At 40.0% G+C, this 25,633-nt stretch carries 18 protein-coding genes; 16 read left to right on the forward strand and 2 right to left on the reverse strand.

The annotated features are described in order from the left end of the window. Nucleotides 1–84 precede the first annotated feature (84 nt). Nucleotides 85–1,320, reverse strand: coding sequence for a TMEM143 family protein (locus I6F49_RS16275; RefSeq protein WP_197181326.1), 1,236 nt, complete (start codon nucleotides 1,318–1,320; stop codon nucleotides 85–87). A 195-nt stretch (nucleotides 1,321–1,515) separates the two neighbouring features. Here I6F49_RS16275 and I6F49_RS16280 point away from each other — a divergent pair, with 195 nt between their 5' ends. The 4 genes from I6F49_RS16280 (at nucleotide 1,516) to I6F49_RS16295 (ending at nucleotide 7,402) form a co-directional block, all read left to right on the forward strand. Then, nucleotides 1,516–2,100, forward strand: a complete 585-nt coding sequence (locus I6F49_RS16280; RefSeq protein WP_197176270.1) for a YqaA family protein — start codon at nucleotides 1,516–1,518, stop codon at nucleotides 2,098–2,100. Nucleotides 2,101–2,197: 97 nt separating this feature from the next. After that, nucleotides 2,198–3,103, forward strand: a complete 906-nt coding sequence (locus I6F49_RS16285; protein WP_197176269.1) for a GGDEF domain-containing protein — start codon at nucleotides 2,198–2,200, stop codon at nucleotides 3,101–3,103. 164 nt (nucleotides 3,104–3,267) lie between these two features. Further along, nucleotides 3,268–4,629, forward strand: coding sequence for a hypothetical protein (locus I6F49_RS16290; protein WP_197181327.1), 1,362 nt, complete (start codon nucleotides 3,268–3,270; stop codon nucleotides 4,627–4,629). Between the two features lie 127 nt (nucleotides 4,630–4,756). Then, on the forward strand, nucleotides 4,757–7,402 hold the full coding sequence (locus tag I6F49_RS16295) for a DUF2339 domain-containing protein (RefSeq protein ID WP_197181328.1): 2,646 nt from the start codon (nucleotides 4,757–4,759) through the stop codon (nucleotides 7,400–7,402). A 103-nt stretch (nucleotides 7,403–7,505) separates the two neighbouring features. Here the strand turns inward: I6F49_RS16295 and I6F49_RS16300 are convergent, their stop codons facing one another. After that, nucleotides 7,506–10,946, reverse strand: coding sequence for a PAS domain-containing hybrid sensor histidine kinase/response regulator (locus I6F49_RS16300; RefSeq protein WP_166419254.1), 3,441 nt, complete (start codon nucleotides 10,944–10,946; stop codon nucleotides 7,506–7,508). Between the two features lie 412 nt (nucleotides 10,947–11,358). On the opposite strand from I6F49_RS16300, the gene I6F49_RS16305 reads away from it, so the two are divergent. The 12 genes from I6F49_RS16305 to I6F49_RS16360 all read left to right on the forward strand — a co-directional run bounded on the left by I6F49_RS16305 (nucleotide 11,359) and on the right by I6F49_RS16360 (nucleotide 25,480). Next, nucleotides 11,359–11,622, forward strand: a complete 264-nt coding sequence (locus I6F49_RS16305) for a DUF4212 domain-containing protein (RefSeq protein ID WP_007377498.1) — start codon at nucleotides 11,359–11,361, stop codon at nucleotides 11,620–11,622. Nucleotides 11,623–11,632: 10 nt separating this feature from the next. After that, entirely contained in the window at nucleotides 11,633–13,357 is a 1,725-nt protein-coding gene (locus I6F49_RS16310; RefSeq protein ID WP_007587184.1) for a sodium:solute symporter family protein, read from the forward strand. A 125-nt stretch (nucleotides 13,358–13,482) separates the two neighbouring features. Beyond that, nucleotides 13,483–15,321 carry a putative nucleotidyltransferase substrate binding domain-containing protein gene (locus I6F49_RS16315; RefSeq protein WP_166419253.1) on the forward strand — a complete coding sequence of 613 codons (1,839 nt, stop codon included), beginning with the start codon at nucleotides 13,483–13,485 and terminating at the stop codon, nucleotides 15,319–15,321. Nucleotides 15,322–15,336: 15 nt separating this feature from the next. Beyond that, nucleotides 15,337–15,960, forward strand: coding sequence for a 3'-5' exonuclease (locus I6F49_RS16320; RefSeq protein WP_197142050.1), 624 nt, complete (start codon nucleotides 15,337–15,339; stop codon nucleotides 15,958–15,960). A 444-nt stretch (nucleotides 15,961–16,404) separates the two neighbouring features. Next, the gene (locus I6F49_RS16325; RefSeq protein ID WP_197181329.1) at nucleotides 16,405–17,154 is read left to right on the forward strand and encodes an SIMPL domain-containing protein; all 750 of its coding nucleotides are present in this window, start codon (nucleotides 16,405–16,407) and stop codon (nucleotides 17,152–17,154) included. Nucleotides 17,155–17,233: 79 nt separating this feature from the next. After that, nucleotides 17,234–17,896 carry a peroxiredoxin-like family protein gene (locus I6F49_RS16330; RefSeq protein WP_197181330.1) on the forward strand — a complete coding sequence of 221 codons (663 nt, stop codon included), beginning with the start codon at nucleotides 17,234–17,236 and terminating at the stop codon, nucleotides 17,894–17,896. A gap of 192 nt (nucleotides 17,897–18,088) precedes the next feature. Further along, nucleotides 18,089–19,105 carry an erythrose-4-phosphate dehydrogenase gene (gene epd, locus I6F49_RS16335; RefSeq protein WP_197176256.1) on the forward strand — a complete coding sequence of 339 codons (1,017 nt, stop codon included), beginning with the start codon at nucleotides 18,089–18,091 and terminating at the stop codon, nucleotides 19,103–19,105. A gap of 64 nt (nucleotides 19,106–19,169) precedes the next feature. Beyond that, complete coding sequence (locus I6F49_RS16340; RefSeq protein WP_197176255.1) at nucleotides 19,170–20,345, forward strand: phosphoglycerate kinase; 1,176 nt, start codon at nucleotides 19,170–19,172, stop codon at nucleotides 20,343–20,345. A 201-nt stretch (nucleotides 20,346–20,546) separates the two neighbouring features. Then, entirely contained in the window at nucleotides 20,547–21,611 is a 1,065-nt protein-coding gene (gene fba, locus I6F49_RS16345; RefSeq protein ID WP_197181331.1) for a class II fructose-bisphosphate aldolase, read from the forward strand. 722 nt (nucleotides 21,612–22,333) lie between these two features. After that, the gene (gene phoB, locus I6F49_RS16350; RefSeq protein ID WP_006791869.1) at nucleotides 22,334–23,023 is read left to right on the forward strand and encodes a phosphate regulon transcriptional regulator PhoB; all 690 of its coding nucleotides are present in this window, start codon (nucleotides 22,334–22,336) and stop codon (nucleotides 23,021–23,023) included. Between the two features lie 65 nt (nucleotides 23,024–23,088). Then, nucleotides 23,089–24,405, forward strand: coding sequence for a phosphate regulon sensor histidine kinase PhoR (gene phoR / locus I6F49_RS16355; protein WP_197181332.1), 1,317 nt, complete (start codon nucleotides 23,089–23,091; stop codon nucleotides 24,403–24,405). A 106-nt stretch (nucleotides 24,406–24,511) separates the two neighbouring features. Beyond that, nucleotides 24,512–25,480, forward strand: coding sequence for a PstS family phosphate ABC transporter substrate-binding protein (locus tag I6F49_RS16360; protein ID WP_197181333.1), 969 nt, complete (start codon nucleotides 24,512–24,514; stop codon nucleotides 25,478–25,480). Nucleotides 25,481–25,633 lie beyond the last annotated feature (153 nt).

Consider the following 25,633-nt stretch of genomic DNA (forward strand, 5'->3'; position numbering starts at 1 on the left):
ACTAGCTACTGATAATGTAATAAAAAAAGCAGCTGTACTTACAGCTGCTTTTTTATTTGGGTATTATTTAGCAAAAATACTACATTAATTATATTGAAAAAGATTATCCCAACGCTCATCTAATATCGTTTTTGCGTGTTCTAAATTGATTGCGCTATACACATCACTAGTGCACGTTACCAAACGCATACGTACCAGCTTTTCAAGTGCGTCGCTAATTTCAAAATCAAGACTGCACTGGTATTTGCTTTTAAACCAATGCTCTATTTGTTCATCAAGCGTTTGGGCGGTTAAGCCGCTTTCTGATTTTAATAAAAAAGTATAAGCAAGTAAGGCTTCTTTTATGTCTTCTTCTTCGGCGGCGTCTATAAGCGTGTGAAAAACACCCGCGTTATTATCAAGGTTTTTAAAGTAGAGGTTATCGCTAAGCGCTTTCATAAATTTAATTTTACGGTTTTTAAACTTACTCCATTCTTTAAAAATAAAGCTGCCAAATACTCCCATGCCAATAGCAAAGGTAATAAAATGTTGTTGGGTCATTTCTACAGCTTCACTTCTAAAACCACCCCAAAAAGCAAACAGAGCAAGCAATAATACGATTGATGCGCCAAGTTTAGTTATAAGTACCACTGCACCGCCAACTAAAGCCGATGAGCCAATAATTGCTTTATCAATAGGGCGCATGCGTACTTCGCTATTAGGAAATAGCATTTCGAGATCGGCCTTTGGCACATTTTGAAACAGCTTTACTATGGTTGAGCTTGGCTCAAATCCCATTGGCGTTTTATTTTTAGCTTTAAAATAAGCGCTGTCTTTAAAGCGAATAAACACGGCAACACGGTCGTAATTAGTAAAGTGCAGCGGTTTTTTACGAAGGCCCCAAAAGCTGGTAATGGTTTCAGTGAGTTGCGACTCGCCACGGCGATAAAAAACCACTTCTTCAAAGTCGTCAAATTCAACTTCAAGGCGCACCTTAAATAGTGACTCTTCGTTTAATGCATCTTGTAAGTCTTCATTGGTGATCACTTCAAAATTAGCGGCATTAAGCACCTTAGCAAAATCTTTAGCAAACTCATGTTGGCACTGCGCTTTTTGATCCGCCGATACTGGCGCTAACGATCGCGTGTCACTGTTGGGATCAAAAGGGGCGTAGTTGTTTTTAAGTGACTCAAGTGTTGAGTGATAATCGTAATGAATAAGGCTTGCTAGTAAATCGCAAAATTGTTTAAACGATGTTTTTTGTGTACTGCTTTTAAGCTCTTCGCTACACATATCAACAATATCTTGCTTTCTAAAGGGAATAAAACGCGCACTTTGCATAAATTAATAACTACTGTGATAGGGAATCTAACTGCATGGGCACATAATAAAATATTCTTATGGATATTACTAATTTGTTAATGCAGTAGGGCGTGATAAATTTAGTACTGTGTTTTCAGCGTGTATTAACCTAAATATGTAATTATTAGCTCATTGAATACTCTTGTTCTTACTGATAAGTGAAAAGGATTTACTATGGCCATTCAAAAAAAGCTAAAAGAAAAAACACGTAACTTTATCGACTCTAAGCATATGCTTAGCGGTATTACCGTAGCGTCGTTTTTAGAATCAACTATAGTGCCCATTCCGCTTGAGGCAGTGCTGGTGCCGCTAATGCAAGCACGTAGAGAGAAGCTATGGCTTATCGCGTTAATGGCGACTTTAGGTTGTATTGTAGGTGCACTTTTTGGCTATGCATTGGGTTACTATTTATTTGATGCGGTTGGTGATTGGATCATTAATACGTTTTCGAGCCCAGAGCAATTTGAAAACGTTAAACAGCAAATGCAAGATCAAGGTTTTTGGTTTGTTATAACGCTTGGCATTGTGCCTATTCCGTTTCAAATAGCGATGCTTGCAGCGGGTGCAACGAAATACTCTATTTGGCTGTTTTTATTAGCCTCAGGTATTGCGCGTTCTATTCGTTACTTTGGCTTAGCTATTATTGTTTATTATGCAGGTAATGAAGCTGAGCGAATCATTAGTAAACATAAAACTAAAGCTATAATTGGCATCACTATTTTAGTGTTGGGATTATGGGGACTTAGTGTCTTGATTTAAGCGTAACTTTGAGTGTTATCGTGGGTTTTATCTTCGCGAGGGTTTTTATTATTGTGCTATAGTTTTTAAATGAAGTACTGAAAACCTAGCTATTAATATGATTGAAACAGTAAAACTCACCGTTAAACTTTCTAACTTTTATAAAATGCCTTTGATCAATAGAGTTTTCAGTTTAGCTTTATTGATCTATATCGTTACGTTTACAGCTTACGCGTTAGATACTTTCCCTCCTTTAAATGTACAAAACAATGTGTATGGTTTTACTACCGATTTTATTAATTTAATTGTCATTATATTTCTGTTTTGGATGGTTCAATGTTCTGAGCTATCTAAACAGGCATATATTTTTTCTAGTTTTGGTTTATTACTTTGGAGCGTTGGAACGACAGCTGATGTGCTTGATGAGTTAGTTGTTCAGCCTTACTGGGTAAGTGTTTATTTTGAAGACTTATGTAGAACCAGCGGCATGCTTTTAACTTCTTATGGTTTATTTAAAACGATGCGCTTTGTACAAAGCATTAATAACCGATTAGCACGTGAGCTAATTATTGACGATTTAACGAAGGTACATAACAGACGCTATTTTTATCAGCACGCTAAAAATTCTCAGCACTCGCCTTACGTTATTTTAATTATCGATATAGACCACTTTAAAGCTATTAATGACGAATTTGGTCACGATGTCGGTGATTTAGTACTTAAAGAATTAGCAACCAAATATGACAATGCTTTTGTACATAATAATAAATTTTCTCGCCTAGGTGGTGAGGAGTTTGGTGGCTACTTACCTATAAGCAACATGTTGCAAGCTTGTGATTTTTCACAGCAATTAATTACCATTGCGCATACTATTAACGTTCAAAATATTCGCCACTTAACAGTGAGTATAGGTGTTGCAATGCAAATGCCTAATGAGCCTTTAGATAAAGTAATGAAACGCGCCGACCAAGCTTTATATTTAGCTAAAAAGAATGGTCGAGATCGTTTTGAAGTTGCCTCGTAAGCATTCTTAATTATATAAAAACACGTCCTTATTGTTTGCACATTTATAACACTTTTTAACGTTTTCGTAAGTAAGTGTCAGTGAGGGTAATGCTTTGTAAATCATGAAATTAAAATAGAATGTTTGGGTCATAATGGGGATATTAATAATAAGGAATAACCTTAATGACCAACTCCCTTTTAAAAGCTGCATTACCCTTAACTCTAATTACTGTTTTGTCGGGCTGCGGCTCTGACGATAGCTCAAGCTCAACAGGCTACATTCAAATGTATAATGGCTCGTATAACAGCCCATACACACGTCTATTTGTTGAAGAAACAGAGCGCTCAGGCGCTGATTTTGCCGATGTAACAACTCGCCACAACTACAGCACAGGCACTTTTGACGTAAGTTTTGAGTACCTAGATGCTAACGACAGCTATATAACAATTAGCGACCAAGAAGTATCTATTAAAGGCGATAAAACTCAATTAATAGTAATGAGTGGTAACTTTGATGAGCCTACATTTACAGAGCTTAGCGTACCTATTACAAGCGACACGGGTGAGTTTAACTTAGGGTTTTATAATATTGCAGGGGAGGACACTAACTACGATATTTATTTAGCAACTGATGATGGCGTATTTGAAAGCGCGACACTTTTTTCATCGGCTCAATATTTAGGTGAGTTAGACCTGCAAAGTATTGATGAAGGTTATTACACTATTTACATAACTAAAGCTGGTAGCAGTGATGTTATGTATGAGTCGTCATCGGTTTATTTATACGATGAAGCAAGTTATGTAGCGATTATCCGCCCAAGTTATGCAACAGAAGACAGTGGTATTACGCTTGATGTAGTAACCGATAATAACTACGTAACTGAACTTAAACACCAATCTGCGTTAGGGCAATTACGCTTTATAAATACGGTTGATGACTACTCGCCAGTTAGCTTTTCGACTACACGCGGTACAACTGTAAATACAACAAATACAGTAGCAAGTGACTCGTATACTGACTACGTTGAGCTTTCGCCTAATAGTTATAGCGTTGCTATGTATGACGAAGAAGGTACTAAACTCGCTGATAACTTTTTAATGACGCTAGAGCGCGAGCAAAGCGCGGTGGGTATTTTTTATAACGACGTTGATAACGGCTTACGCATGATGAGCGTTGAAGAAAACTTAACACCAAGTAGCTACAGTCATACGGTATCGGTTGTAAACCTAATTGAAAGCTACGCAGGGCAGTCGGTTTCAGATGTTGATGTATACTTTACTCTTAACGGCGAAACAGTAGACGACACCAGTAACGTAGTTGATAGCCTAGATAAGTATGACCAAGAAGAGCAAGTTGTAGATAACCAAGTCTACACTGTTTATGCTATATATGAAGATAACGGTCAGCAAATTGTGCTTATTCAACAAAGCGATATGGACTTTACACAAGAGGGTAACTACATATTGATTTTAGAGCATGATGAAACAACAAGCTCAGGTTATAAAATGACTCTAGAGCGTACTATTACCGATAGTGTTGAATAAATTTACATATTTTAAGTAGTGTAAAGCCTAAGCGCCTACAAGCGCTTAGGCTTTTTTATTGAACAAAATTTACCTACTTATTAATAATTAGGTACACTCAGGGCATAATAATTAATAAGAGTGTGCCATGGATGATTTAGTTGGGTTAGCCGTTATAGTAATACTGGTTGTAGTTGCCGGTGCTATTTGCGGCTTAATAGCGCTAGTGCAGTTAAATGGATTAAAACAAGAGGTTGCTGTTTTAAGGGCCAAAGTAACACACTTACAAACACATAAACCGATATCGCAAAGTGAACCTCAAAGCGAAGCGTCTATTGCTCAGGCAGCGCTTTCAAGGTCTGAGCCAATTGCTTATAAAACACAGCCAAACTTAACGCCCCAAAGCGCGTCGCCACCGGTAATAAATCAGCCATCAGCGCCTCCTAAAAAAGCCAAACCAGCTAAAGCATCAGCCATAGAATTACTCTTTAATAAACTACGCGCAGGGTTTGAGCAAAACTGGATGACCTGGATAGGCGCTATCGCACTTGCTTTTGGTGGGATATTTTTAGCTAAATATAGCCTAGAGGCGGGTTTACTATCGCCTGTAATGAGGCTGAGCTTAGGCGGCTTATTTGGACTTGGCTTAATTGCAGCTGCAGCTTATTTGCACCATAAACGCATTATATTTGAAGGCTTTAATAATTACATACCCGCAGCGCTTGCCAGTGGCGGGTTTATTACCTGTTTTGCTTTAACGCTTTTAGCTTACAGCAATTACGACATGCTGAGCCCTACCGTGGCATTTTTTGCGTTAGCTATTATAGCAATTAGTGCAAGTGCGATGGCGCTTAGGCTAGGCCCGCTATTAGCCGTGCTTGGTATTATAGGCGCTTACAGCGTACCAATATGGGTTAGCACTGGCAGTGGTAATTTGTTTGCGTTGTTAATGTATGTTGGCTTTGTAAGCCTGTCGGCTGCGTTAGTTGCACATAAAGTACAGCGTATTTGGCTATGGTATTTACTATGGGCTGGGCACATTGGCTGGTATTTAGTTGGTTTTACGCTACTTAAAACTAATACCGTTTGGTTAATGGGAATGTTTGCTTTACTTAGTATTATAGGGCTAATTGCTATACCGCGATTGGGCTTAAAATTGAGTGTTATAGAGCTCCGCCCGCACAGTTTAAAACGTTTAATTAATGTGCTTCCTGATCATGCATTACTACTCGCCTTTATAGCGCCCTTAATATTTACCATGTTAATCAGTCACTTTGATATGCAGTGGCAAACAATCGGCGTGTTAAGTATTGTACTAATGTTATTTTTAGTCCTTAAAAATAGCCGCTGGGATATTTGGCAAGCAGTAGCATTAGCAAGTGCAACGCTATTAGTTATAAGTGCTGAACGCACGCATCTTTCGCCAAACCTATTTGATGACGCACTCTTTATATTCAAAAATGAATACGGTTTGGGTTTATTACTCGGATTGTTACTTACTGGTTTTGGGCTTTATTATGGTAAAAAACAGATTAAGCGTTTGGCATTTCATGTTACGGGGGCGTTTAGCGCATTTGTAATGATAGCGACTTTATATTCGCTTATTCCTAATTCTGCGTTAAGTACTGCATATCCACTTTGGGCTGTTGTACTGTTTGTAGTGGCGGCTATTTTAATAAAGCTCGCGCAGCATAATACAACGCTTTTTCAGCGTTTTACTTATTGGGTAGGCGCTAATGCCAATACTACGTTAGCAATTACCATGCTACTAAGTGACAGCGGCCTAACCATTGCACTTGCTGTACAAGTATTACTTATAAGCGTACTTATAAAACGCCATAACGTGCCTATGCCGCATTGGCCTATTAAAGCATTAGTTGCCGCGTTATTACTGCGCCTTACGTTTTCACCTTGGACGCCAAGTTACGATGCACTTACGGTATTTGGCTTGCATTGGAGCATAGTGGTTTATCCGTTATGTATTGCGTTATTTTTTGCCGCCGCTAGGTGCTTTAAAACATCACAATTAAAAGTATGGTTAGAGGGCGCTGCACTGCATTGTTTAGCGCTTTTTATTACCACCGAAACAAGTTATCAGTTAGTAGGGCATTATCCGCAATTTGATTCACTTAACTTTTACGAACAAATACTCCTTACTTGTAACTGGCTTGCATTAGGGTGTGTGTATTTACACAGATCAAAACTTGCCGGTACTTTAGCTAAGTTATACCAATTGGCGGGCTTTGCACTTGCAGGATTAGCAGGACTTTTTGCTATTAAAACCTTGCTTGACGATAACCCATTATTTGAATCACTTTACATAGGTGAGCTGCCAATATTTAACTGGTTATTACTATTATGGTTAGTGCCTGCAGGACTAACACTTTGGCTAGCCAAACTTATAAAACCAATAAATGCAAAAGCGACGCCATTTATATTAGCTGTAGCGGGTGGCTTTGTATTATTGGCAATAAACAGCTTTATTCGCCAGTACTGGCAAGGGCCTTACATTTACTTATCAAAAGGCGCAAGCAACGCTGAGCTTTATAGCTACTCGGTTATTTGGTTAATACTAGGGGCCGGTACTGTTATTTTTGGTCACCTTAAAAATCAGTTATTAATACAAAAAGTAGGCTTAGGTTTACTGGCTGCAGTTATTGTTAAAGTGTTTTTAATAGATATGGCTAATTTAGAGGGGTTACTTAAAGCACTCTCGTTTATTGGTTTAGGGCTTTCGTTGGTTGGGCTAAGTTGGTTGTTTCAAAAGCTTAGAAGCCGAGCAAATCCAGTTTAACTTTATGAAAAATTTATAAAGTAAAGCCCAGTGAAGATACTGGGCTTTTTTTTACGCTACTTTTACTTGATAGCTTTTAACTAGATCACTTTTTACTGGCTTATTATGTACTGTGATTAAGCAACGCTTTTAGTTTGCCTGGTTTAATTGGCTTACTTAAATAATGAATATTAGCGGCTTTAGTTTCTTGCTTAAGCTCGGTGTCGCGCACTGCGGTTATTAAAATAGCAGGTACTTGGCTTTGCCAAATTTCGCGCAGGGTTTTAATTAGCGTTATGCCATCGCAGTCATTACCTAATTGATAGTCCATTAAAATAACATCGGGTGCACCGTTTTGCTTAGCGTGCGCCAGTACATTATTTACATTATCAAATAGCGTGTAATTAGCTTGCCACTTTTTAAGTAAGCTTGCCATTGCAGCTAGGTTTTCTGGGTCGTCGTCAACGGCAACAATATTAATTGCTGCACGGTTTTCTATTAGGCTGTTTGTAGTACTTTTTTGTTGTACAAACTGCTCGTCGCCATAAGGTACTTCAATGCTAAAACGGCTACCTTTATTAGGCTCAGAATGCACATCGAGCGGTAAACTTAATAAGTCAGCCATACGTTTTACAACACCCAAGCCTAAGCCTACGCCTTTGTTATCGCCCGACTCAACACGGTAAAAGTCGTTAAATATTTTAGCTTGCTCTACTTCGCTAATACCTGGGCCTGTATCCCATACTTCTATTCGTAAATTGTGCTTTCGGTTCCTACAGGCAATTAATACACGGCCATTATCGGTGTATTTAACTGCATTAGAGACCAAGTTTTGAATAATTCGACGCAAGTAGGTTATATCGCTGTGCACTACTTGATGGCTTGAGCGCACACTAAGTTTAAGACCTTTATCGCTCGATAAAATAGCGTATTCGCTTTGTAGCGGCGCTAAAATATCTTCAATAAAAAAGTGGCGCGGGGTGGGGCTCATTGCACCTTGTTCTAGCTTAGCTATTTCAAGCAGTGCCGACATCAAATGCACGGTTGAGTCGAGACTGTCGCCTAATTTTTCAAAGCTATTTTGGTTAGTGCTGTCGAGCTGTTTTTCGTCAATGGCGGCAAGGTATAAACGCGCTGCATTTAATGGCTGTAAAATATCGTGGCTCGCCAATGCTAAAAAGCGTGTTTTGCTGTCGTTGGCTTGCTCTGCTTCGCGCTTGGCTAAAGTAAGTGCTTGCTCGGTTTGTACACGGCTATCTATTTGGGCTTGTAGGTCTTTATTTATGGTTTGTACTTCTTGAGTACGCGCTTCTATGCGGTTTTCAAGATCCATGTTTACTTCTTCAAGCGCATTTTGCGTACTTATGTGGTTTGTAATATCCGAAAAGCTGGTAACAAAGCCGCCATCGGGCAGCGGGTTACCAATCATTTCGTACACTTGTCCATTACGACGGTGGCGAATAAAGTGATGCGAGCTGCCATATCTTAAATGCTGCACGCGTTTTTCTACTTGGCGCTCTATTTCTCCAGGGCCACATTCACCACGGTTCGCGTTGTATCTAATAATGTCTTCTATGGGTTGGCCTACTTCTAAAAACCCTTCAGGATAGCCAAACATTTCGCTGTAGCGTTTGTTCCATGCCACCAGCTTTAAATCTTTATCGACAACCGATATACCATGGCTTAAATTTTCGAGTGAGGTAAATAACAGATTTTGATTAAACTGCAGCGCTTGAGTGGTTTCGTCAAAAAAGTTTACAACTTCTTCAAATGCCATACGCTTACCCGATGATACAGTATGTATTAACGCTTGTGCGGAAGATGCGCCCAGCACGCCGGTTAATGCGCGTTCGCAGTAAGCTATAAATTCGGGTTCTGGGTGTGCGTTATTATCGCTTAAGTGATGGGCAAGAGCGTAATGCGCTAATACCTGCTGGCTGCGCTGAATCCCCAAAAAGGTTTGCAGTAGTATTTTAAAGTCGTAAACCGTGGCTTTTACATCTTTGTTTAAGCGTCTTGCTAAAATAGCCTGATCTTTGGGATTAACAAAAGCAGCGGCCTGAATTTTATCAATTAGGCGCTCCTCTGCCCCTAGTGAAAAACTAATATAACACCCAATATTTGCAAACAAAGCTATTAAGGTTCCGCGCGTTATAAGTGTTTGCTGTAGCTCGCTATCAAGTGCTGCGCCGGCATCGAGTATTGGCAGCATTAAAAATAATACCCAGCAAATAAAGCCTGCAACTAAACCTGCGTAAACGCCATATGCATGGCCTTTTCGCCAATATAATCCGCCCACAATAGAAGGCAGTAATTGCGTAACAAGTGAAAAAGCCACCAAACCCATACTCGCCAGCGCACTACTGTGCCCAAACCATTGCTGGTAAAAGTAGGCCAGTATTAAAATGCCCGCAATAGCAAAGCGTCTTACAAGTAAAATACGAGACTTATAACTGGTAGTGATTAAGTTACGTTTAAATTTGCGACGTAGCATAAGTGGCAGCACAACATCGTTTGAAATCATGGTACTTAGCGTCAGTGTAGCGACCACTATCATTGCGGTGGCGGCCGATAAACCGCCTATAAATACAAAGGTGGTTAAAAAGGCATTGTCGTTAATTAAAGGTAGGGCAAGTACAAAGCTATCTGGTGAATAACCACTGCCAATTTCAGGATGAATAGCGGCTGTGGCAATAGGTAAAATCATTGCCGCAGTTAACAGTAAATACAGCGGAAAAGCCCAGCGAGCGGTAAGTAAGTGGCGTTTGTTTTGGTTGTCGACCACGGTTACATGAAACTGACGTGGTAAACATATAATAGCGGCTGCCGCCATTAAGGACTGACCAATAAAGTTAAAACTAAAAAAGTTAAAGTTGGTCCAGTGATCCCAAATCGATTCGGTTACTTTATTTGCAGTAGTTTCGGGCAAGTTAAAGAGTGTAAATACCGCAAGCCCAGCAACAGCAATAAGGGCAATTAGTTTAATCATTGATTCGAACGCAACAGCGAGCATTAACCCCGAACGATATTCGGTTACATCCACTTTGCGTGTACCAAAAAATATAGCAAACAAAGCCATAATTAATGTAGCCGAAAGCGCCAGCATATCGCCCGATATTTTAGTGCTACTTTGCAGGAGTAAAAAGCTGGTACTGAGCGCTTTTAATTGCAGTGCAATATAGGGAATAGTAGCGAGCAAGGCGATAACTGTAACCATAATTGCCGTGGTTTGGCGTTTGCCATAGCGAGCTGAAATAAAATCGGCAATAGTGGTTATGTTTTGCTTTTTACTCACAAGTACCAGTTTACGTAAAAACCTTTGGCCGAAAAAAAACAACAAGGCAGGGCCAAGTAAAATGGGCAAATAACTCCAACTGCTGGTGGCCGCTGTACCTACCGAGCCGTAATAAGTCCACGACGTACAATAAATGCCTAATGACAGTGAATATACAAAAGGATGGTGGCTAATACGCTTTGCCAAAGGGGTTGTTTTATCGCCCCAGTTGGCAAGCCAAAACAGCACACCTATATAACTTAAAGCAACAATAATGAGTACGGCAGTCATGTTGTTATTAAACCTTATTATTTTAAATAGTTCCTCAACCCTATGAGGAATTAACACAATACCAGAACTCCTAGTGAGTGTACGTGCAGATTTTTATTTCTAAATAGCATTTGTTTTTTAAGGTTATGAATTTAAAGGCTTAAATGTAAATATGTAATTGTATTAGACTAATGTCGCAGTATTAACCAATTTGTAACATTTTCTGTGTTTTAAATATCCATAAATAATTAACTTTATGTAATTAAAGGGTTTTTGATGTTTTAAATAAAACGCAGCCTACAGTTTACGTAAACGTTAACAAGCTGTTACGACTATGGTCTCAATTCAATATTTAACCAGCGTTGCTAAATTGGTAAGCGAAGATAAAAAACCACTCACCGCGATATTGCGGTGCTTAAAGGGGAAAACAAAAATGGCTTTTAAAGATGAAGAACAAGCAAAAGCTTATTGGGCAGAAAACATTTCGCTGTTATTTAAACTCTTAGCAGTGTGGTTTATCGTGTCTTTTGGGTTTGGCATATTACTGGTTGATGTACTTAATGAAGTACGTTTTTTTGGGTTTAAACTTGGCTTCTGGTTCGCCCAGCAAGGCGCGATTTATACCTTTGTTGCTTTGATTTTTGTGTACGTTTTCAAAATGAATACGTTAGATAAAAAATACGGCGTAGACGAATAGGAGCTAAGCAATGGATGTTCAAACACTCACGTTTATAATTGTTGGTTTAAGCTTTGCGCTTTATATCGGCATTGCAATTTGGGCTCGAGCGGGTTCAACTAAAGAGTTTTATGTAGCGGGCGGCGGCGTACCTCCTCTTGCTAATGGTATGGCAACAGCAGCCGATTGGATGAGCGCCGCGTCGTTTATTTCAATGGCGGGTATTATTTCGTTTGCAGGTTACGATGGCAGCGTTTACTTAATGGGGTGGACAGGTGGTTATGTACTATTAGCCATGTGTTTAGCGCCTTACTTACGTAAATTTGGCAAGTTTACTGTGCCTGACTTTATTGGCGACCGTTACTATTCACGCACCGCGCGTTTAGTGGCAATTGTATGTGCCATATTCATTTGTTTTACTTACATTGCTGGGCAAATGCGTGGCGTAGGCGTGGTATTTTCACGCTTTTTAGAAGTAGAAATAGAAACCGGTGTTTACATTGGTATGGTGATTGTATTCTTTTATGCGGTACTTGGCGGCATGAAAGGCATTACTTACACTCAAGTAGCGCAGTATTGTGTACTTGTATTTGCATACCTTGTACCGGCTATTTTTATCTCGATGATGATGACGGGTCACTTCTTCCCACAAACCGGTTTTGGTGCTACGTTAATTGGCAGCGATGGCGTGTACGTACTTGATAAACTAGACGGCTTAAGCGCTGAACTTGGTTTTGCACAATACACCGAAGGCTCTAAGAGCATGATTGACGTGTTTGCTATTACTGGTGCGTTAATGGTAGGTACTGCGGGTTTACCACATGTAATTGTTCGCTTTTTTACTGTACCTCGCGTAAAAGACACGCGTATTTCTGCAGCATGGACGTTAGTGTTCATTGCCATTGTTTATACTACAGCTCCTGCGGTTGCAGCCTTTGCTCGAGTAAACATGGTTGATACCATTAATGGTAAAGACGGTAGCGGTACAGCTTACGCAGAAGCACCAGGGTGGATTAAAAACTGGGAACGCACAGGCTTAATTACATTTGATGATAAAAACGGCGATGGCAAAATGTTCTACACGGCGGGTAAAATCACCGATCCGAATAGTGCTAACGAAGTAAACGTAGACCGCGACATTATGGTATTAGCTAATCCTGAGATTGCTAACTTACCAGCATGGGTAATCGCACTGGTAGCTGCTGGTGGTATTGCCGCTGCGCTGTCTACAACAGCAGGTTTACTACTGGTTATTTCGACCTCCGTTTCGCACGATTTACTCAAGCGAACCCTTAAGCCCGATATTACCGACAAGCAAGAGTTACTTGCAGCGAGGTTGGCAGCCATGGTCGCTATAGTTATCTCCGCGTACTTTGGTATTAACCCGCCTGGGTTTGTGGCATCGGTAGTGGCATTTGCGTTCGGCTTAGCGGCAGCGAGTTTCTTCCCAGCAATTATTATGGGTATATTCTCTAAAACAATGAACCGAGAAGGCGCAATTGCAGGCATGGTAACGGGTATTGGCTTTACCGCTGCGTATATTATCTTCTTCAAGTTTGTTAGCCCTGAGCTTAACAGCCCTGAAAACTGGTTCTTAGGTATTTCGCCTGAAGGTATTGGTCTAATTGGTATGATTATTAACTTTGCAGTTGCTGCAATTGTTCTTAAGTTTACTAAACCTACACCGGTTGAAATTCAAGAAATGGTTGAAAGCATTCGTAACCCTAAAGGGTCGGCTGAAGCGCACGACCACTAGGCTACAATTTATAGGCTAGATTTAAAAATCATAAAGCACCAAAAGCCCGACTTTAGTCGGGCTTTTTATTTGTTTAATAAGTAAGTACATTAGATTGGTACATCACCATTTAAAGAGCGAATACAATGAGTGTAGAACAACAAGAAATAGCCCAGTATGTATGTTTGCAAGCGCCTTTTAGCCTCCTTAACAGCAGTGCATGCGAGTACTTTGTAAATCACCTCGATGTTATTTACCTTACACGCGAAAACCAAGCGCAGTGGTTACAAAGTGAAAACCCCAAACTATTTTTAATTCGCTCTGGTCTATACGATTTAGTTGATGCCAAAGGCGATGTGGTAACGCGCCTTGCACAAGGTGATTATTTTGGTTTTCCGTCGCTGTTAACCGGCGAGGCCATTCAAAATAGGTTGGAAGTACAAAAAGAGGGCATAGTATATATGCTCTCCCAAACAGACTTTGACTTTTTACGCCGAGAATATAAATCGTTTGAACAATATTTTGTACGCGCTCATGCAAACCGCTTGTTGTCATCGCATTATAAAAGTAAAAACGACAGTTGGTCTGAACGTAAAATATCAGAGTTAATGACCCGGACTGCTATTACCCTTGCACCCGATGCAAGTATTAGACAAAGCGCAAAAAAAATGAAAGAGCATGGCGTATCGTCAATAATGATAACGCAGCACGCGCACTTAGTAGGGGTGGTAACCGACCGCGATTTACGCAACCGAGTACTTGCCGACGAGATAGACCCGCAAGATGCAGTAAGCAGTATTATGACCGCTAAACCCAAGTTTATATTTGAAAATAACCGGGTGTTTTCGGCGCTACATTTAATGCTTAAATACAACATTCACCATTTGCCTGTACTTGACGAAAATCATAACCCGATAGGAATGATAACCAGCACCGATTTACTGCGCCAACAAAAAAGTGACCCCGTACAACTTATTGGGCGCATATACAAAGCACATACGATTACCGACTTAAAACGCTACGCAAAAGAAATCCCCGAACTTCTGCGTGGTTTTTCGTACAACATTGACGACATATCGCTCATTGGTAAATTACTCAGTGGTTTAACTGATGCACTTACATCGCGCCTTATTCACTTATTTCAAGAAGAGCATGGCGCAGCGCCAACTAGCTTTAGTTTTATTTGCTTTGGCTCGCAAGCACGAGAAGAACAAACCCTGCATTCAGATCAAGACAACGGCTTATTACTCCCTAACGACTTAACCATCGAACAACACGCTTACTTTAAAAGCATGGGTGAGTTTGTATGTGAAAACTTAGTTGAATGCGGCATTAGGCGCTGTCCAGGTAATATTATGGCAAGCAGCGATGAGTGCCGAATGAGCGTAAACGACTGGAGCGAGCGCTTTTTTAAATGGATAAAAAGTCCGACACCCAATGCAATGCTTAACTGTAAAATATTTTTTGATCTGCGCTTTATAGAAGGCTCTAACACTTTATACACGGCTTTTTGCGAGCAACTAATTCGTATATCACGTAATGATTTATTCTATGCCGCAATGGCAAGCGATATAAGCAGTAACAGCGTGCCAATTGGTTTATTTAATAAATTTAAAACCGAAAAAACAGATCAAAATAATAAATACATAGATTTAAAAAAGCGCGGTGTCGTAATTATAAATGACATAGTACGGTTGTACGCTCTAAAAGCGGGTATTAGGCGCGCCAACACGCAAGAGCGGTTGGACGCACTACTAAAACATAAACTTATCAGCAAAGAAGATATATACAACCTAAAAGACTGCTGGCGGTTCTTAACGCAGCTTCGCTTGAGTACACAAATAAACGAAGAGGGCCTACCAAGCAACTGTATTAATCCTAATAAATTAAACTCATTGGAGCGCCATCAACTAAAAGAAGCGTTTTACCTTGTTAAACAAGCGCAGCAAGCCGCCGCGTTTAAGTTTGCTCGCGGCAGTTTATGATGGTGGGTTACTAACATGGTAAAAAAACTGCTCACTCGGTATTTAAAACGCCGTAAATTACTCGGTAAAAATGCCTTACAACAGCGTTATTTAGTGATTGATTTAGAGCTCACTGGCCTTGATGCAAAACAGCACGAAATAGTGTCGGTAGCGTGGGTGATAATAGATAACCAATGTATAAAAATGAGCGAGTCGCAGCACCTTATAAACAAAGACGTAAAAAGCCTTGAGCAAAGTCCTGTTTTTCATGGAATTAGCGACGATGCTATAACAAAAGGACAGAGCCTAAACAGCATACTAACGCAATTGAGCTGCCATTTTAGCGACTGTATTTTAGTGTTTCATAATGCCATGCTCGACTGGGGATTTTTAAAAATAGCGCTTAAAAATGCCAATATAACTATACGTCCTAAACTCATAATCGACACGCTCCATATTGAACAAAAGCGCTTACTTCATCATTCAACTGAAATAAAACAAGATGATTTAACCCTAAATGCCTGCCGCACACGTTATGAGTTACCAAGCTATCATTGTCATCATGCCCTCACTGACGCACAAGCGACCGCCGAGTTACTGCTAGCTCAGTGCCATCAAATAAGCCGTGGTAAAGAGCTAAAAGTAGCCGAGTTGACGTAGGTTGGCTGTAGGCGGGGCTTTATGCCGCGCGAGATAAACTCCCGCCTACAATAAAGAGGCGGTTACTGTAGGCGGGGCTTTATGCCGCGCGAGGTAAACTCCCGCCTACAATAAAGAGGCGGTTACCCTATTTAAAGTAATCATGTAGTCGTGGTAAAAAAGATAAAAATAGGTGAGTTGACGTAGGTTGGCTGTAGGCGCGGCTTTATGCCGCGAGAGATAAACTCCCGCCTACAGGTTACCCTATTTAAAGTAATAATGTAGTCGTGGTAAAAAAGATAAAAATAGGTGAGTTGACGTAGGTTGGCTGTAGGCGCGGCTTTATGCCGCGCGAGGTAAACTCCCACCTACAATAAAGGACAGTTTACTTTTATTATTACCTGTATAATTATAGGTACGCTTACGTAATCATTACTATTTAACTAACCACTTCAAGGAACGAACATGAAACTCATTACTACTATTTTCTTAACCTTATTTCCACTCATCACTTTTGCTAATTCAAGCTTGCCTGATAACCGCCATATTGCAGTACAGGGCACTGCGGAGGTATTAGTTGAACCTGATATGGCTCAAGTTTCTTTTGAAGTAACGAGCACTAAAGATACGTTGCTTGAGGCTAAACGAGATATTGATGCCCAGATTAACTCCTTACTTGAAGGAGTCGACAAATACGGCTTTGAGCAAGACGATGTTTTTGTATCTGGTTTAAAAAGCAATGTATACAATATTATTGGTACAGAAGCGGGGACTGTTTCAGGCGATAAGTACTTAGCGCTAAAAACGGTTAAAGTAACAATAAATGATATTAAAAAAATAGATGGTTTTATTGAATTTGCACAAAGCGTAAAAATAAATAATGTTATAGCAATCGAGAGTGTATCTTCAAAAGCAAAGTTGTTAGAGGCGCAGGTAACACAAGCTGCAGTAGATGACGCAATAGCTAAAGGGAACCTGCTTGCTAAAGCATTTGGCACTAAACTTGGAAAAGTTTACAGCATTAGTTCGAATTCAAACCGAACGAATTACAGTGATAATGAAGGCGATGCAAAGCACTCAGTTTTATCGGGCTATACTAATAATTCAAACCCCTTTGAACATAAACGGTATGTAGATAAAACAATAAGTACCAATTCAATAATAAGCATCACCTCATCAATAAATGTGATGTTTGATTTAGAAGTAAATGATTAAATTAAAATTTTCATTTCAAATACATTTTCATAATGTAAGCTGGCTTTAAGTTTTTGATTAATTTGAAGGTAGCCATACTATGAGCGATGAAAGCAACACATTAAAAGCACAAACCGAGGCAAAAGTAGCCGCTGGGCGAAAAGGTAATCCTGATTTTATGAAAGGTGTTGATGAAAGTATTGCTCAAGCAAAATCCTTTCAAGAGGGTGCAAATGCACTTAATTTAGCTCAAAGTGCCCCACGCTTTGAGCTGCCGAATCAACAAGGTGAGCAAGTTTTATTAGAAGAGCTACTTGCACAAGGCCCTGTGGTTATTACTTTTTATCGTGGTAGTTGGTGTCCGTACTGTAATTTACAACTTAAAGCACTGCAGTCACGTTTACCTGAAATTCATGCTTTAGGTGCGCAGCTGGTGGCTATTAGCCCGCAAGTACCCGATGACTCAATGAGCGAAAACGAAATAAGTAACATGGATTTTTTAGTGCTGAGTGATCAAAATGCGGATGTTGCAGCAAGCTACGGCGTAGCATGGCAAGTACCTACATTTTTACTAGAGCATATGCGAGTAGATCGAGGCCTAGATTTAGAGTCGCTGAATAACGGAAATGGCAGTATTTTACCTATTCCTGCCACCTTTGTTTTAGATAAACAAGGTAAAGTGACTTGGCGCTATGTTGATGTTGATTACCGTACTCGCTCTGAGCCAGAAGATATAATTAATGCATTAAAAAAACTAGTTTAAAAAGCTTAATTTACAAGGCTTAATCTAAAAGCCCAGAACTATTAAAGAGCTTACAACGGCTAAGCTCTTTGCTCTTAATTTAAAGTTTCTAATGCTACCCTCTTATAATCATACTCAAGGTCGATTACAATACAGCCATCTAAAAGGCGTATTGCCTTTATCTGCACGCTAAAAGAGTGGATTTTATATTTCATGGCAATCAAACTTGCAATTAATGGTTTTGGTCGTATTGGCCGAAATATTGTCCGCGCGTTATACGAGTCTGGTTTGAGCGACGATATAAAAATTGTTGCGATTAACGAACTTGCTGATCCTGAAGCTATTGCTCATTTATTAAAATACGACACATCCCATGGTCGTTTTTCTTTTCCTGTAAAGCTTGGTGAAGACACCATTAGTGTTGCAGGCGATACCATTGCACTTTTTTGTGAAGAAAACCCAATTGAATTACCTTGGCAAACGCTCGATGTAGACGTTGTACTTGAATGTACGGGTGTTTATCACTCGCGTGAACACGCTCAGTTACATATTACAGCAGGCGCTAAAAAGGTGTTGTTTTCGCATCCGGCCGATAACGATGTTGATGCTACGATTGTGTATGGCATTAACGACGATGAGCTTAAAAGCGAACACACAATTGTGTCTAACGGGTCGTGTACAACTAACTGTGTTGTGCCGGTTATTAAAGTACTTGATGATGCATTTAGTATTGAATCGGGCGCTATTACAACAATTCACGCGTCGATGAACGATCAACAAGTGATTGATGGTTATCATCATGATTTACGTCGTACTCGCGCTGCAAGCCAATCAATTATTCCAGTTGATACAAAGCTCGCCCGTGGTATAGACCGTATTTTACCTAAATTTAAAGGCCGTTTTGAAGCCATCGCCGTACGTGTTCCTACTATAAATGTAACGGCAATGGATTTAAGTGTAACGGTTAATACTGATGTAGATTTAAATGCAGTAAATAATGCACTTAAAGCGCAAGCAAAAGACCGCTTAGAAGGTATTTTAAGTTATACCGAAGAGCCGCTTGTATCGGTTGATTTTAATCACGACCCACATTCTTGTATTATTGATGGCACACAAACACGTGTTAGTCACAAACGACTGATAAAGTTATTAGTATGGTGTGATAACGAATGGGGTTTTGCTAATCGTATGCTCGACACAGCGCGTGCTATGATGGCAGTGAATAAGTAATTTATTAATATAATAATTTTAAACGTATTTTTCAGGTTCAGTATCGTTAACTAAGGAGATGTTCATGTCGGTCATAAAAATGGCAGATTTAGATTTAAACGGCAAACGCGTATTAATTCGTGAAGATTTAAATGTACCAGTTAAAGCAGGTAAAGTGACGTCAGATGCGCGTATTCGTGCAGCACTACCTACTATTAAATTAGCGCTTGAGATGGGTGCTAAAGTAATGGTTATGTCACACCTTGGCCGTCCTACGGAAGGGGAATATGATGAAGAGTTTTCGCTTGCACCTGTAGCTGATTACTTAAACGATGCCCTTGAGCAAACTGTACGTTTAGAAAAAGACTACCTAAACGGTGTTGATATTGCTGATAACGAAGTGGTTGTTTTTGAAAATGTGCGCTTTAACAAAGGCGAGAAGAAAAACGACGAAGCGTTATCTAAGCAACTAGCAGCATTGTGCGATGTATATGTAATGGATGCATTTGGTACGGCTCACCGTGCACAAGCATCTACCCATGGCGTTGGCTTATTTGCAGATGTGGCATGTGCAGGTCCGTTATTATCAGCTGAACTTGAAGCGTTAGGCAAAGCACTTGATAACCCAGCGCGTCCATTAGTGGCGATTGTTGGTGGTTCTAAAGTATCTACTAAGTTAACTGTTTTAGATTCACTTTCTAAAATTGTTGACCAATTAGTTACCGGCGGCGGTATTGCTAATACCTTTATTGCTGCAACAGGTAGCCCAGTTGGTAAATCGCTTTACGAACCTGATTTAATGGATGAAGCGAACCGTTTATGTGCAGCCGCGATTGCTAATAATGGTGAAATCCCTGTACCGACTGACGTAGTTGTTGGTAATGAGTTTTCTGAATCTGCTGTAGCTACGCTTAAAGACGTAAGCGAAGTAACAAGCGACGATATGATTTTTGATATTGGTCCAGATACAGCGAGCAAGCTTGCAAAAATTATTGCAAATGCGGGCACTGTTGTATGGAATGGCCCTGTTGGCGTGTTCGAGTTTGACCAGTTTGGTAATGGTACACGTGCTATTGCACAAGCAATTGCTAACTCAAATGCGTTTTCAATTGCCGGCGGCGGTGATACCTTAGCTGCAATTGATAAATACGGCATTGCCGATAAAGTCTCTTATATTTCTACTGGTGGTGGTGCGTTCTTAGAGTTTTTAGAAGGCAAAAAACTTCCAGCAGTTGAAATGCTAGAATCGCGCGCTAAGTAATTTTAGTAGCGTAAGGTGAGGGGGTAATAGCCCTTACCGACAATTAACTATTAAATACCTCTCACCCTAATTTAATAGTTAATTTAGACGGAATATTACTGCAAAGCAGTGGTTTTTCGTGGCGTTGTTATAACGCCAAACTAACACATCCGTTCAAACTAGATGGTAGGGAACTACTGTCGATAAATTGGAGAATACCCAATGGCTTTAATCAGTATGCGACAACTTTTAGATCATGCCGCTGAGCATGGTTACGGCGTACCTGCTTTTAACGTTAACAATCAAGAGCAAATGCGCGCAATAATGGAAGCGGCTGACAAAACAAACAGCCCTGTAATCGTTCAGGGATCAGCTGGCGCACGTGCTTATGCTGGTGCTCCATTTATTCGTCATATGATTTTAGCAGCCGTTGAAGAATGGCCACATATCCCTGTTGTTATGCACCAAGATCACGGCACATCGCCAGGTGTATGTCAGCGTTCAATTCAGCTTGGTTTTTCATCAGTAATGATGGATGGCTCGTTAATGAGCGACGGTAAAACCCCTTCGAGCTACGAATATAATGTAGAAGTAACGCGCGAAACTGTTGCTATGTCGCATGCTTGTGGCGTATCGGTTGAAGGCGAGTTAGGTGTACTTGGTTCACTTGAAACAGGTGAAGCTGGCGAAGAAGATGGTGTTGGCGCAGAAGGTATATTGACCACTGAGCAAATGCTAACGGATCCTGAAGAAGCGGCTGACTTTGTAAATAAAACACACGTTGATGCACTTGCAATTGCCTGTGGTACTTCGCACGGTGCTTATAAATTTACTCGCCCACCAACAGATGACATTTTAGCGATTGATCGCATTAAAGCGATTCATGCCCGTATTCCTAATACGCACTTAGTGATGCATGGTTCGTCTTCTGTTCCTCAAGAGTGGTTAGAAATTATTAATCAGTACGGTGGCGAAATTCCAGAAACTTATGGTGTGCCAGTTGAACAGATTGTTGAAGGCATTAAGTTTGGTGTTCGTAAGGTAAATATTGATACCGATTTACGTTTAGCATCTACTGGTGCAATTCGTCGTCATATGGCATTAAACCCATCTAACTTCGATCCACGTAAATACTTAGCTGAAGCAACTAAAGCCATGACAGAGATTTGTGTAGCACGCTACAACTCGTTTGGTACTTCTGGTCAGGCTAGTAAAATTAAGCCAATTTCACTTGATGAAATGCACCTTAAATACTTAAGCGGCGAACTAGACCCTAAAATTAGATAATAGATCGTTTATAATTGATCATTTAAGCCAGTAACTTTGTTGCTGGCTTTTTTAATGCCTGCGCTTTTATATTACGGGTACGGCTTTTATTGATCAGATCACTGTACTATCAACGCCGTACTTTGGGATCACCCATTTACTAACATAGCACTTTCGGATCATTACTTTACTAAGCCAACTTCACTTTGGCGCTATTTTAGCCTTTGAAATAATTTGATCGTTATTTATTTGTATAAACAATCAACAACTTATGGCTTTGACTAGGTACAACTCTGATCTGAGAGTGGATCGGCTTGGTAAAAATCTGATCCTTTATTTGGGGCTTAGTAAAATTTAGATCTATTTTTAAACGTATTAATGGCGACACAGGCGGGTTAGTTGATTTTAAAATGGCTTTAAAGTTACTTTTAAGCCGTCGATCTGTAAAAAGGTATGGGTTAGTAAAACAATGATCCCAGCTAATTCGCTATTATGTAGTAATTTAAATACGGGCAAAAAAGCAGGTAATTTAAAAAATCTGACATTTTAAAAATTTATCGTAAATCTCTTTTTATTACGTTAAATATTAAAAAGGTTTTAAAAATATGACGTTAATGAGGTTTTTTGTCACTAATTTGTGTTTTTTTTACCACCATTTTAATTTACACGTTACACTTTCATAAAAATGTCATACTTAGTCATAATAATGAAAACTAATTCGATAGCGTAAGAGATAAATTGGAATGTCACGTAAAGTACTAGTCGTAGATGACGAAGCTCCTATCAGGGAGATGTTGGTTTTTGTTTTAGAGCAAAATGGATTTCAAGCAATTGAAGCAGAAGATTACGACTCTGCTATTGCAGCTATGGTTGAACCTTACCCAGATATGGTTTTACTTGATTGGATGTTACCAGGTGGAAGCGGTATTCAAATTGCTAAAAAGTTTAAGCAAAACGAACACACCCGCCAAATCCCAATTATTATGCTTACAGCTCGCGGTGAAGAAGAAGACAAAGTACGCGGCCTTGAAGTAGGTGCTGACGATTACGTCACTAAGCCGTTTTCTCCTAAAGAGCTTATGGCACGTATTAAAGCGGTTATTCGCCGTGTATCGCCAACCTCATTAGAAGAAGCTATTGAAGTACATGGCTTACGTTTAGACCCAATATCGCATCGCGTTACCTCAGAAGGTAATGAGCTTGATATGGGGCCAACCGAATTTAGATTACTGCACTTTTTTATGACCCATCCAGAGCGTGTTTATAGCCGTGAACAACTGCTTGATCATGTATGGGGAACTAACGTTTACGTAGAAGATCGCACGGTTGATGTGCACATTCGTCGTCTGCGTAAAGCAATTGGCCCACTTGGACATGACCGTTTGGTGCAAACTGTACGTGGCGCGGGTTATCGTTTTTCAAGTAAGCTGTGATCAGCTTAAAGCTTAGCTAATGTATGAAATACGCATGTATTACTACTCTAAGGTAAAGTGAGTGTATGTATCGAGTTGTTAATAAGCAGGCGTTAGTAAAGCGCCTGTTTATCTATTTTTTACCCTTACTATTAATTGGTGTGCTGGTTGGCGCGCCATTTTTACTTTTATTTTTAGGATCATTTTCCCTCCTTATTTGGCACTACCATCAACTTTATCGTTTGAGTGATTGGCTACTTAATCAACGTAGCTTTAATCCACCAGAAGGTGAGGGTGCATGGGAGCAAGTGTTTGAAGGTATTTATCATCTACAGCACCGTAATCGTAAAAAACGTAATGAGCTTGCTGATTTAATTCGTCGCTTTCGCGATGGTGCAGAAGCGGTGCCCGATGCGGTTGTGGTATTGCAAAACGATTTAAGTATTGTGTGGTGTAATCAACTTGCGCTTAAGGTACTTGGTTTGCAGTGGCCAACCGATCATGGTCAGCGCCTTGATAATTTAATTCGCGAACCTAAGTTTGCTAAATACATGCATAAAGGCGAGTTTGACGACGCGCTTGAGCTTGATAACGGCCACAGTATTGAGCAAGTACTTGAGTTTAGGGTAATGCCTTATGCAAGCACGCAACTTATGGTTGTAGTACGTGATGTAACACGCTTAAAACAGCTAGAGCAAATGCGTAAAGACTTTGTTGCCAATGTGTCACATGAGCTGCGTACACCGCTTACAGTGGTTACAGGGTATCTTGAGATGATGGATGGCGACATGATGCCGCCCCCAGCAATGTGGAACAAAGCGCAAAATACTATGCTTGAACAATGCAAGCGCATGGATAGCTTAGTCAGCCAATTACTATCGCTTTCGCGTATTGAAGGTGCGAGGCGTCAAGATAACGATAAAGCCATAAATGTACCGCAATTATTGGGTTATATTCACACTGAGGCAAACTCAATTAATCAAGATAAAGGCCATGAGCTTATTTTTAATATTGATAAATCCCTTGATATTAAAGGCTCTGAGGATGAACTGCGTAGTGCGTTTTCTAATTTAGTATTTAATGCCATTCATTACACAAAGCCAGGCGGTAAAGTAGAAGTATGCTGGCAGCGCAAAAACAATAAAGCATGTTTTAGTGTTACCGATAATGGTGATGGTATTGCGCCTGAGCATATTAATCGTTTGACCGAGCGTTTTTACCGCGTTGATAAAGCCCGTAGCAGAACAACGGGTGGCTCAGGTTTAGGGCTAGCGATTACAAAACATGTACTAACGCGCCACGATAGTAAATTAAATATTAGCAGCGAAGTAAACAAAGGATCGTGTTTTTCCTTTGAATTTTCAATGGATAAGATAGTTCCATTAACTAAAAAATTAAGCTAATCAGTCAAGTCATAAAAGTGTCATTTAAGAGTAATGTAACTGTCATGTACTCACTTTAGAGTGGGCAGCAGTTAGAAAATGGGACGAACAAACTGGAGAACCCACCATGAAATTTAAAAATTTAGTTGCCGCAATGGGTGTGGCTGTTACAACTTTCGTATCTGCACAAGCAGTTGCTTTAGACCAAGATATTCCTGAGTATCAAAAAATTAGTGGTGTTTCAGGTAACTTTTCATCAGTAGGTTCTGACACTTTAGCCAACATGATGACGTTTTGGGCTGAAGAGTACAAACGTATTTACCCAAATGTAAATATTCAAATTCAAGCGGCAGGTTCTTCTACTGCTCCACCGGCACTGACCGAAGGTACTGCTAACCTTGGTCCAATGAGCCGTAAAATGAAATCTAAAGAAATCGAAGCGTTTGAAAGACGCTACGGTTATAAACCAACTGAAGTACGCGTTGCTATTGATGCACTAGCGGTTTATGTACATAAAGATAATCCAATTGAAGGTCTTCGTATTGACCAAGTAGATGCTATTTTTTCATCTACTCGTAAGTGTGGTGCACCAGAGCAAGTAAACCGTTGGAGCGATGTTGGCCTAACAGGTGACTGGGCAGCTAAAGATGTTCAATTATACGGGCGTAACTCTGTATCAGGTACTTACGGTTACTTTAAAAAGAAAGCACTGTGTAAAGGTGATTTCCGTAATAACGTAAATGAACAACCGGGTTCAGCGTCGGTAGTACAGTCAATTTCATCTTCATTAAATGCAATTGGTTACTCTGGCATTGGTTATAAAACATCGGGCGTACGTACTGTACCGCTAGCTAAAAAAGGCGATAACTTTGTTGATGCAACACTTGATAACGTTGCGCAAGGTAAATACCCGTTATCTCGCTTTTTATATGTTTACGTAAATAAGCACCCAAATAAGCCATTGTCTCCAATGGAAGCACAGTTCTTAAAAATGGTACTTTCAAAAGATGGTCAGCAAATTGTAGAGAAAGATGGTTATGTACCACTTTCTGCAAAGCTAGTAGAAACAGAACTTAAAAAGCTTGGTTTGAACTAATAAACCATAAGCAATAAAAAACCGCTCACTGAGCTAATGCCGTTCACTTAAGGTGAGCGGCTTTTTTATTTCTAGCGTACCGCTGCGGTCTTGGCTTGACTGAGCGAGGAAAACTTCGCTCCCTTCGAGGCTCTAGAATGAGGCTTTCTGCCA

The organism is Pseudoalteromonas sp. SWN166, from assembly GCF_015864485.1.
Classification (GTDB): domain Bacteria; phylum Pseudomonadota; class Gammaproteobacteria; order Enterobacterales; family Alteromonadaceae; genus Pseudoalteromonas.

What these genes read in the sequence shown, in the direction of transcription:
- I6F49_RS16275 (WP_197181326.1), bottom strand. Translation starts at nt 1,320, where the DNA reads ATGCAAAGTGCGCGTTTTATTCCCTTTAGAAAGCAAGATATTGTTGAT.
- I6F49_RS16280 (WP_197176270.1), top strand. Translation starts at nt 1,516, where the DNA reads ATGGCCATTCAAAAAAAGCTAAAAGAAAAAACACGTAACTTTATCGAC.
- I6F49_RS16285 (WP_197176269.1), top strand. Translation starts at nt 2,198, where the DNA reads ATGATTGAAACAGTAAAACTCACCGTTAAACTTTCTAACTTTTATAAA.
- I6F49_RS16290 (WP_197181327.1), top strand. Translation starts at nt 3,268, where the DNA reads ATGACCAACTCCCTTTTAAAAGCTGCATTACCCTTAACTCTAATTACT.
- I6F49_RS16295 (WP_197181328.1), top strand. Translation starts at nt 4,757, where the DNA reads ATGGATGATTTAGTTGGGTTAGCCGTTATAGTAATACTGGTTGTAGTT.
- I6F49_RS16300 (WP_166419254.1), bottom strand. Translation starts at nt 10,946, where the DNA reads ATGACTGCCGTACTCATTATTGTTGCTTTAAGTTATATAGGTGTGCTG.
- I6F49_RS16305 (WP_007377498.1), top strand. Translation starts at nt 11,359, where the DNA reads ATGGCTTTTAAAGATGAAGAACAAGCAAAAGCTTATTGGGCAGAAAAC.
- I6F49_RS16310 (WP_007587184.1), top strand. Translation starts at nt 11,633, where the DNA reads ATGGATGTTCAAACACTCACGTTTATAATTGTTGGTTTAAGCTTTGCG.
- I6F49_RS16315 (WP_166419253.1), top strand. Translation starts at nt 13,483, where the DNA reads ATGAGTGTAGAACAACAAGAAATAGCCCAGTATGTATGTTTGCAAGCG.
- I6F49_RS16320 (WP_197142050.1), top strand. Translation starts at nt 15,337, where the DNA reads ATGGTAAAAAAACTGCTCACTCGGTATTTAAAACGCCGTAAATTACTC.
- I6F49_RS16325 (WP_197181329.1), top strand. Translation starts at nt 16,405, where the DNA reads ATGAAACTCATTACTACTATTTTCTTAACCTTATTTCCACTCATCACT.
- I6F49_RS16330 (WP_197181330.1), top strand. Translation starts at nt 17,234, where the DNA reads ATGAGCGATGAAAGCAACACATTAAAAGCACAAACCGAGGCAAAAGTA.
- epd (WP_197176256.1), top strand. Translation starts at nt 18,089, where the DNA reads ATGGCAATCAAACTTGCAATTAATGGTTTTGGTCGTATTGGCCGAAAT.
- I6F49_RS16340 (WP_197176255.1), top strand. Translation starts at nt 19,170, where the DNA reads ATGTCGGTCATAAAAATGGCAGATTTAGATTTAAACGGCAAACGCGTA.
- fba (WP_197181331.1), top strand. Translation starts at nt 20,547, where the DNA reads ATGGCTTTAATCAGTATGCGACAACTTTTAGATCATGCCGCTGAGCAT.
- phoB (WP_006791869.1), top strand. Translation starts at nt 22,334, where the DNA reads ATGTCACGTAAAGTACTAGTCGTAGATGACGAAGCTCCTATCAGGGAG.
- phoR (WP_197181332.1), top strand. Translation starts at nt 23,089, where the DNA reads ATGTATCGAGTTGTTAATAAGCAGGCGTTAGTAAAGCGCCTGTTTATC.
- I6F49_RS16360 (WP_197181333.1), top strand. Translation starts at nt 24,512, where the DNA reads ATGAAATTTAAAAATTTAGTTGCCGCAATGGGTGTGGCTGTTACAACT.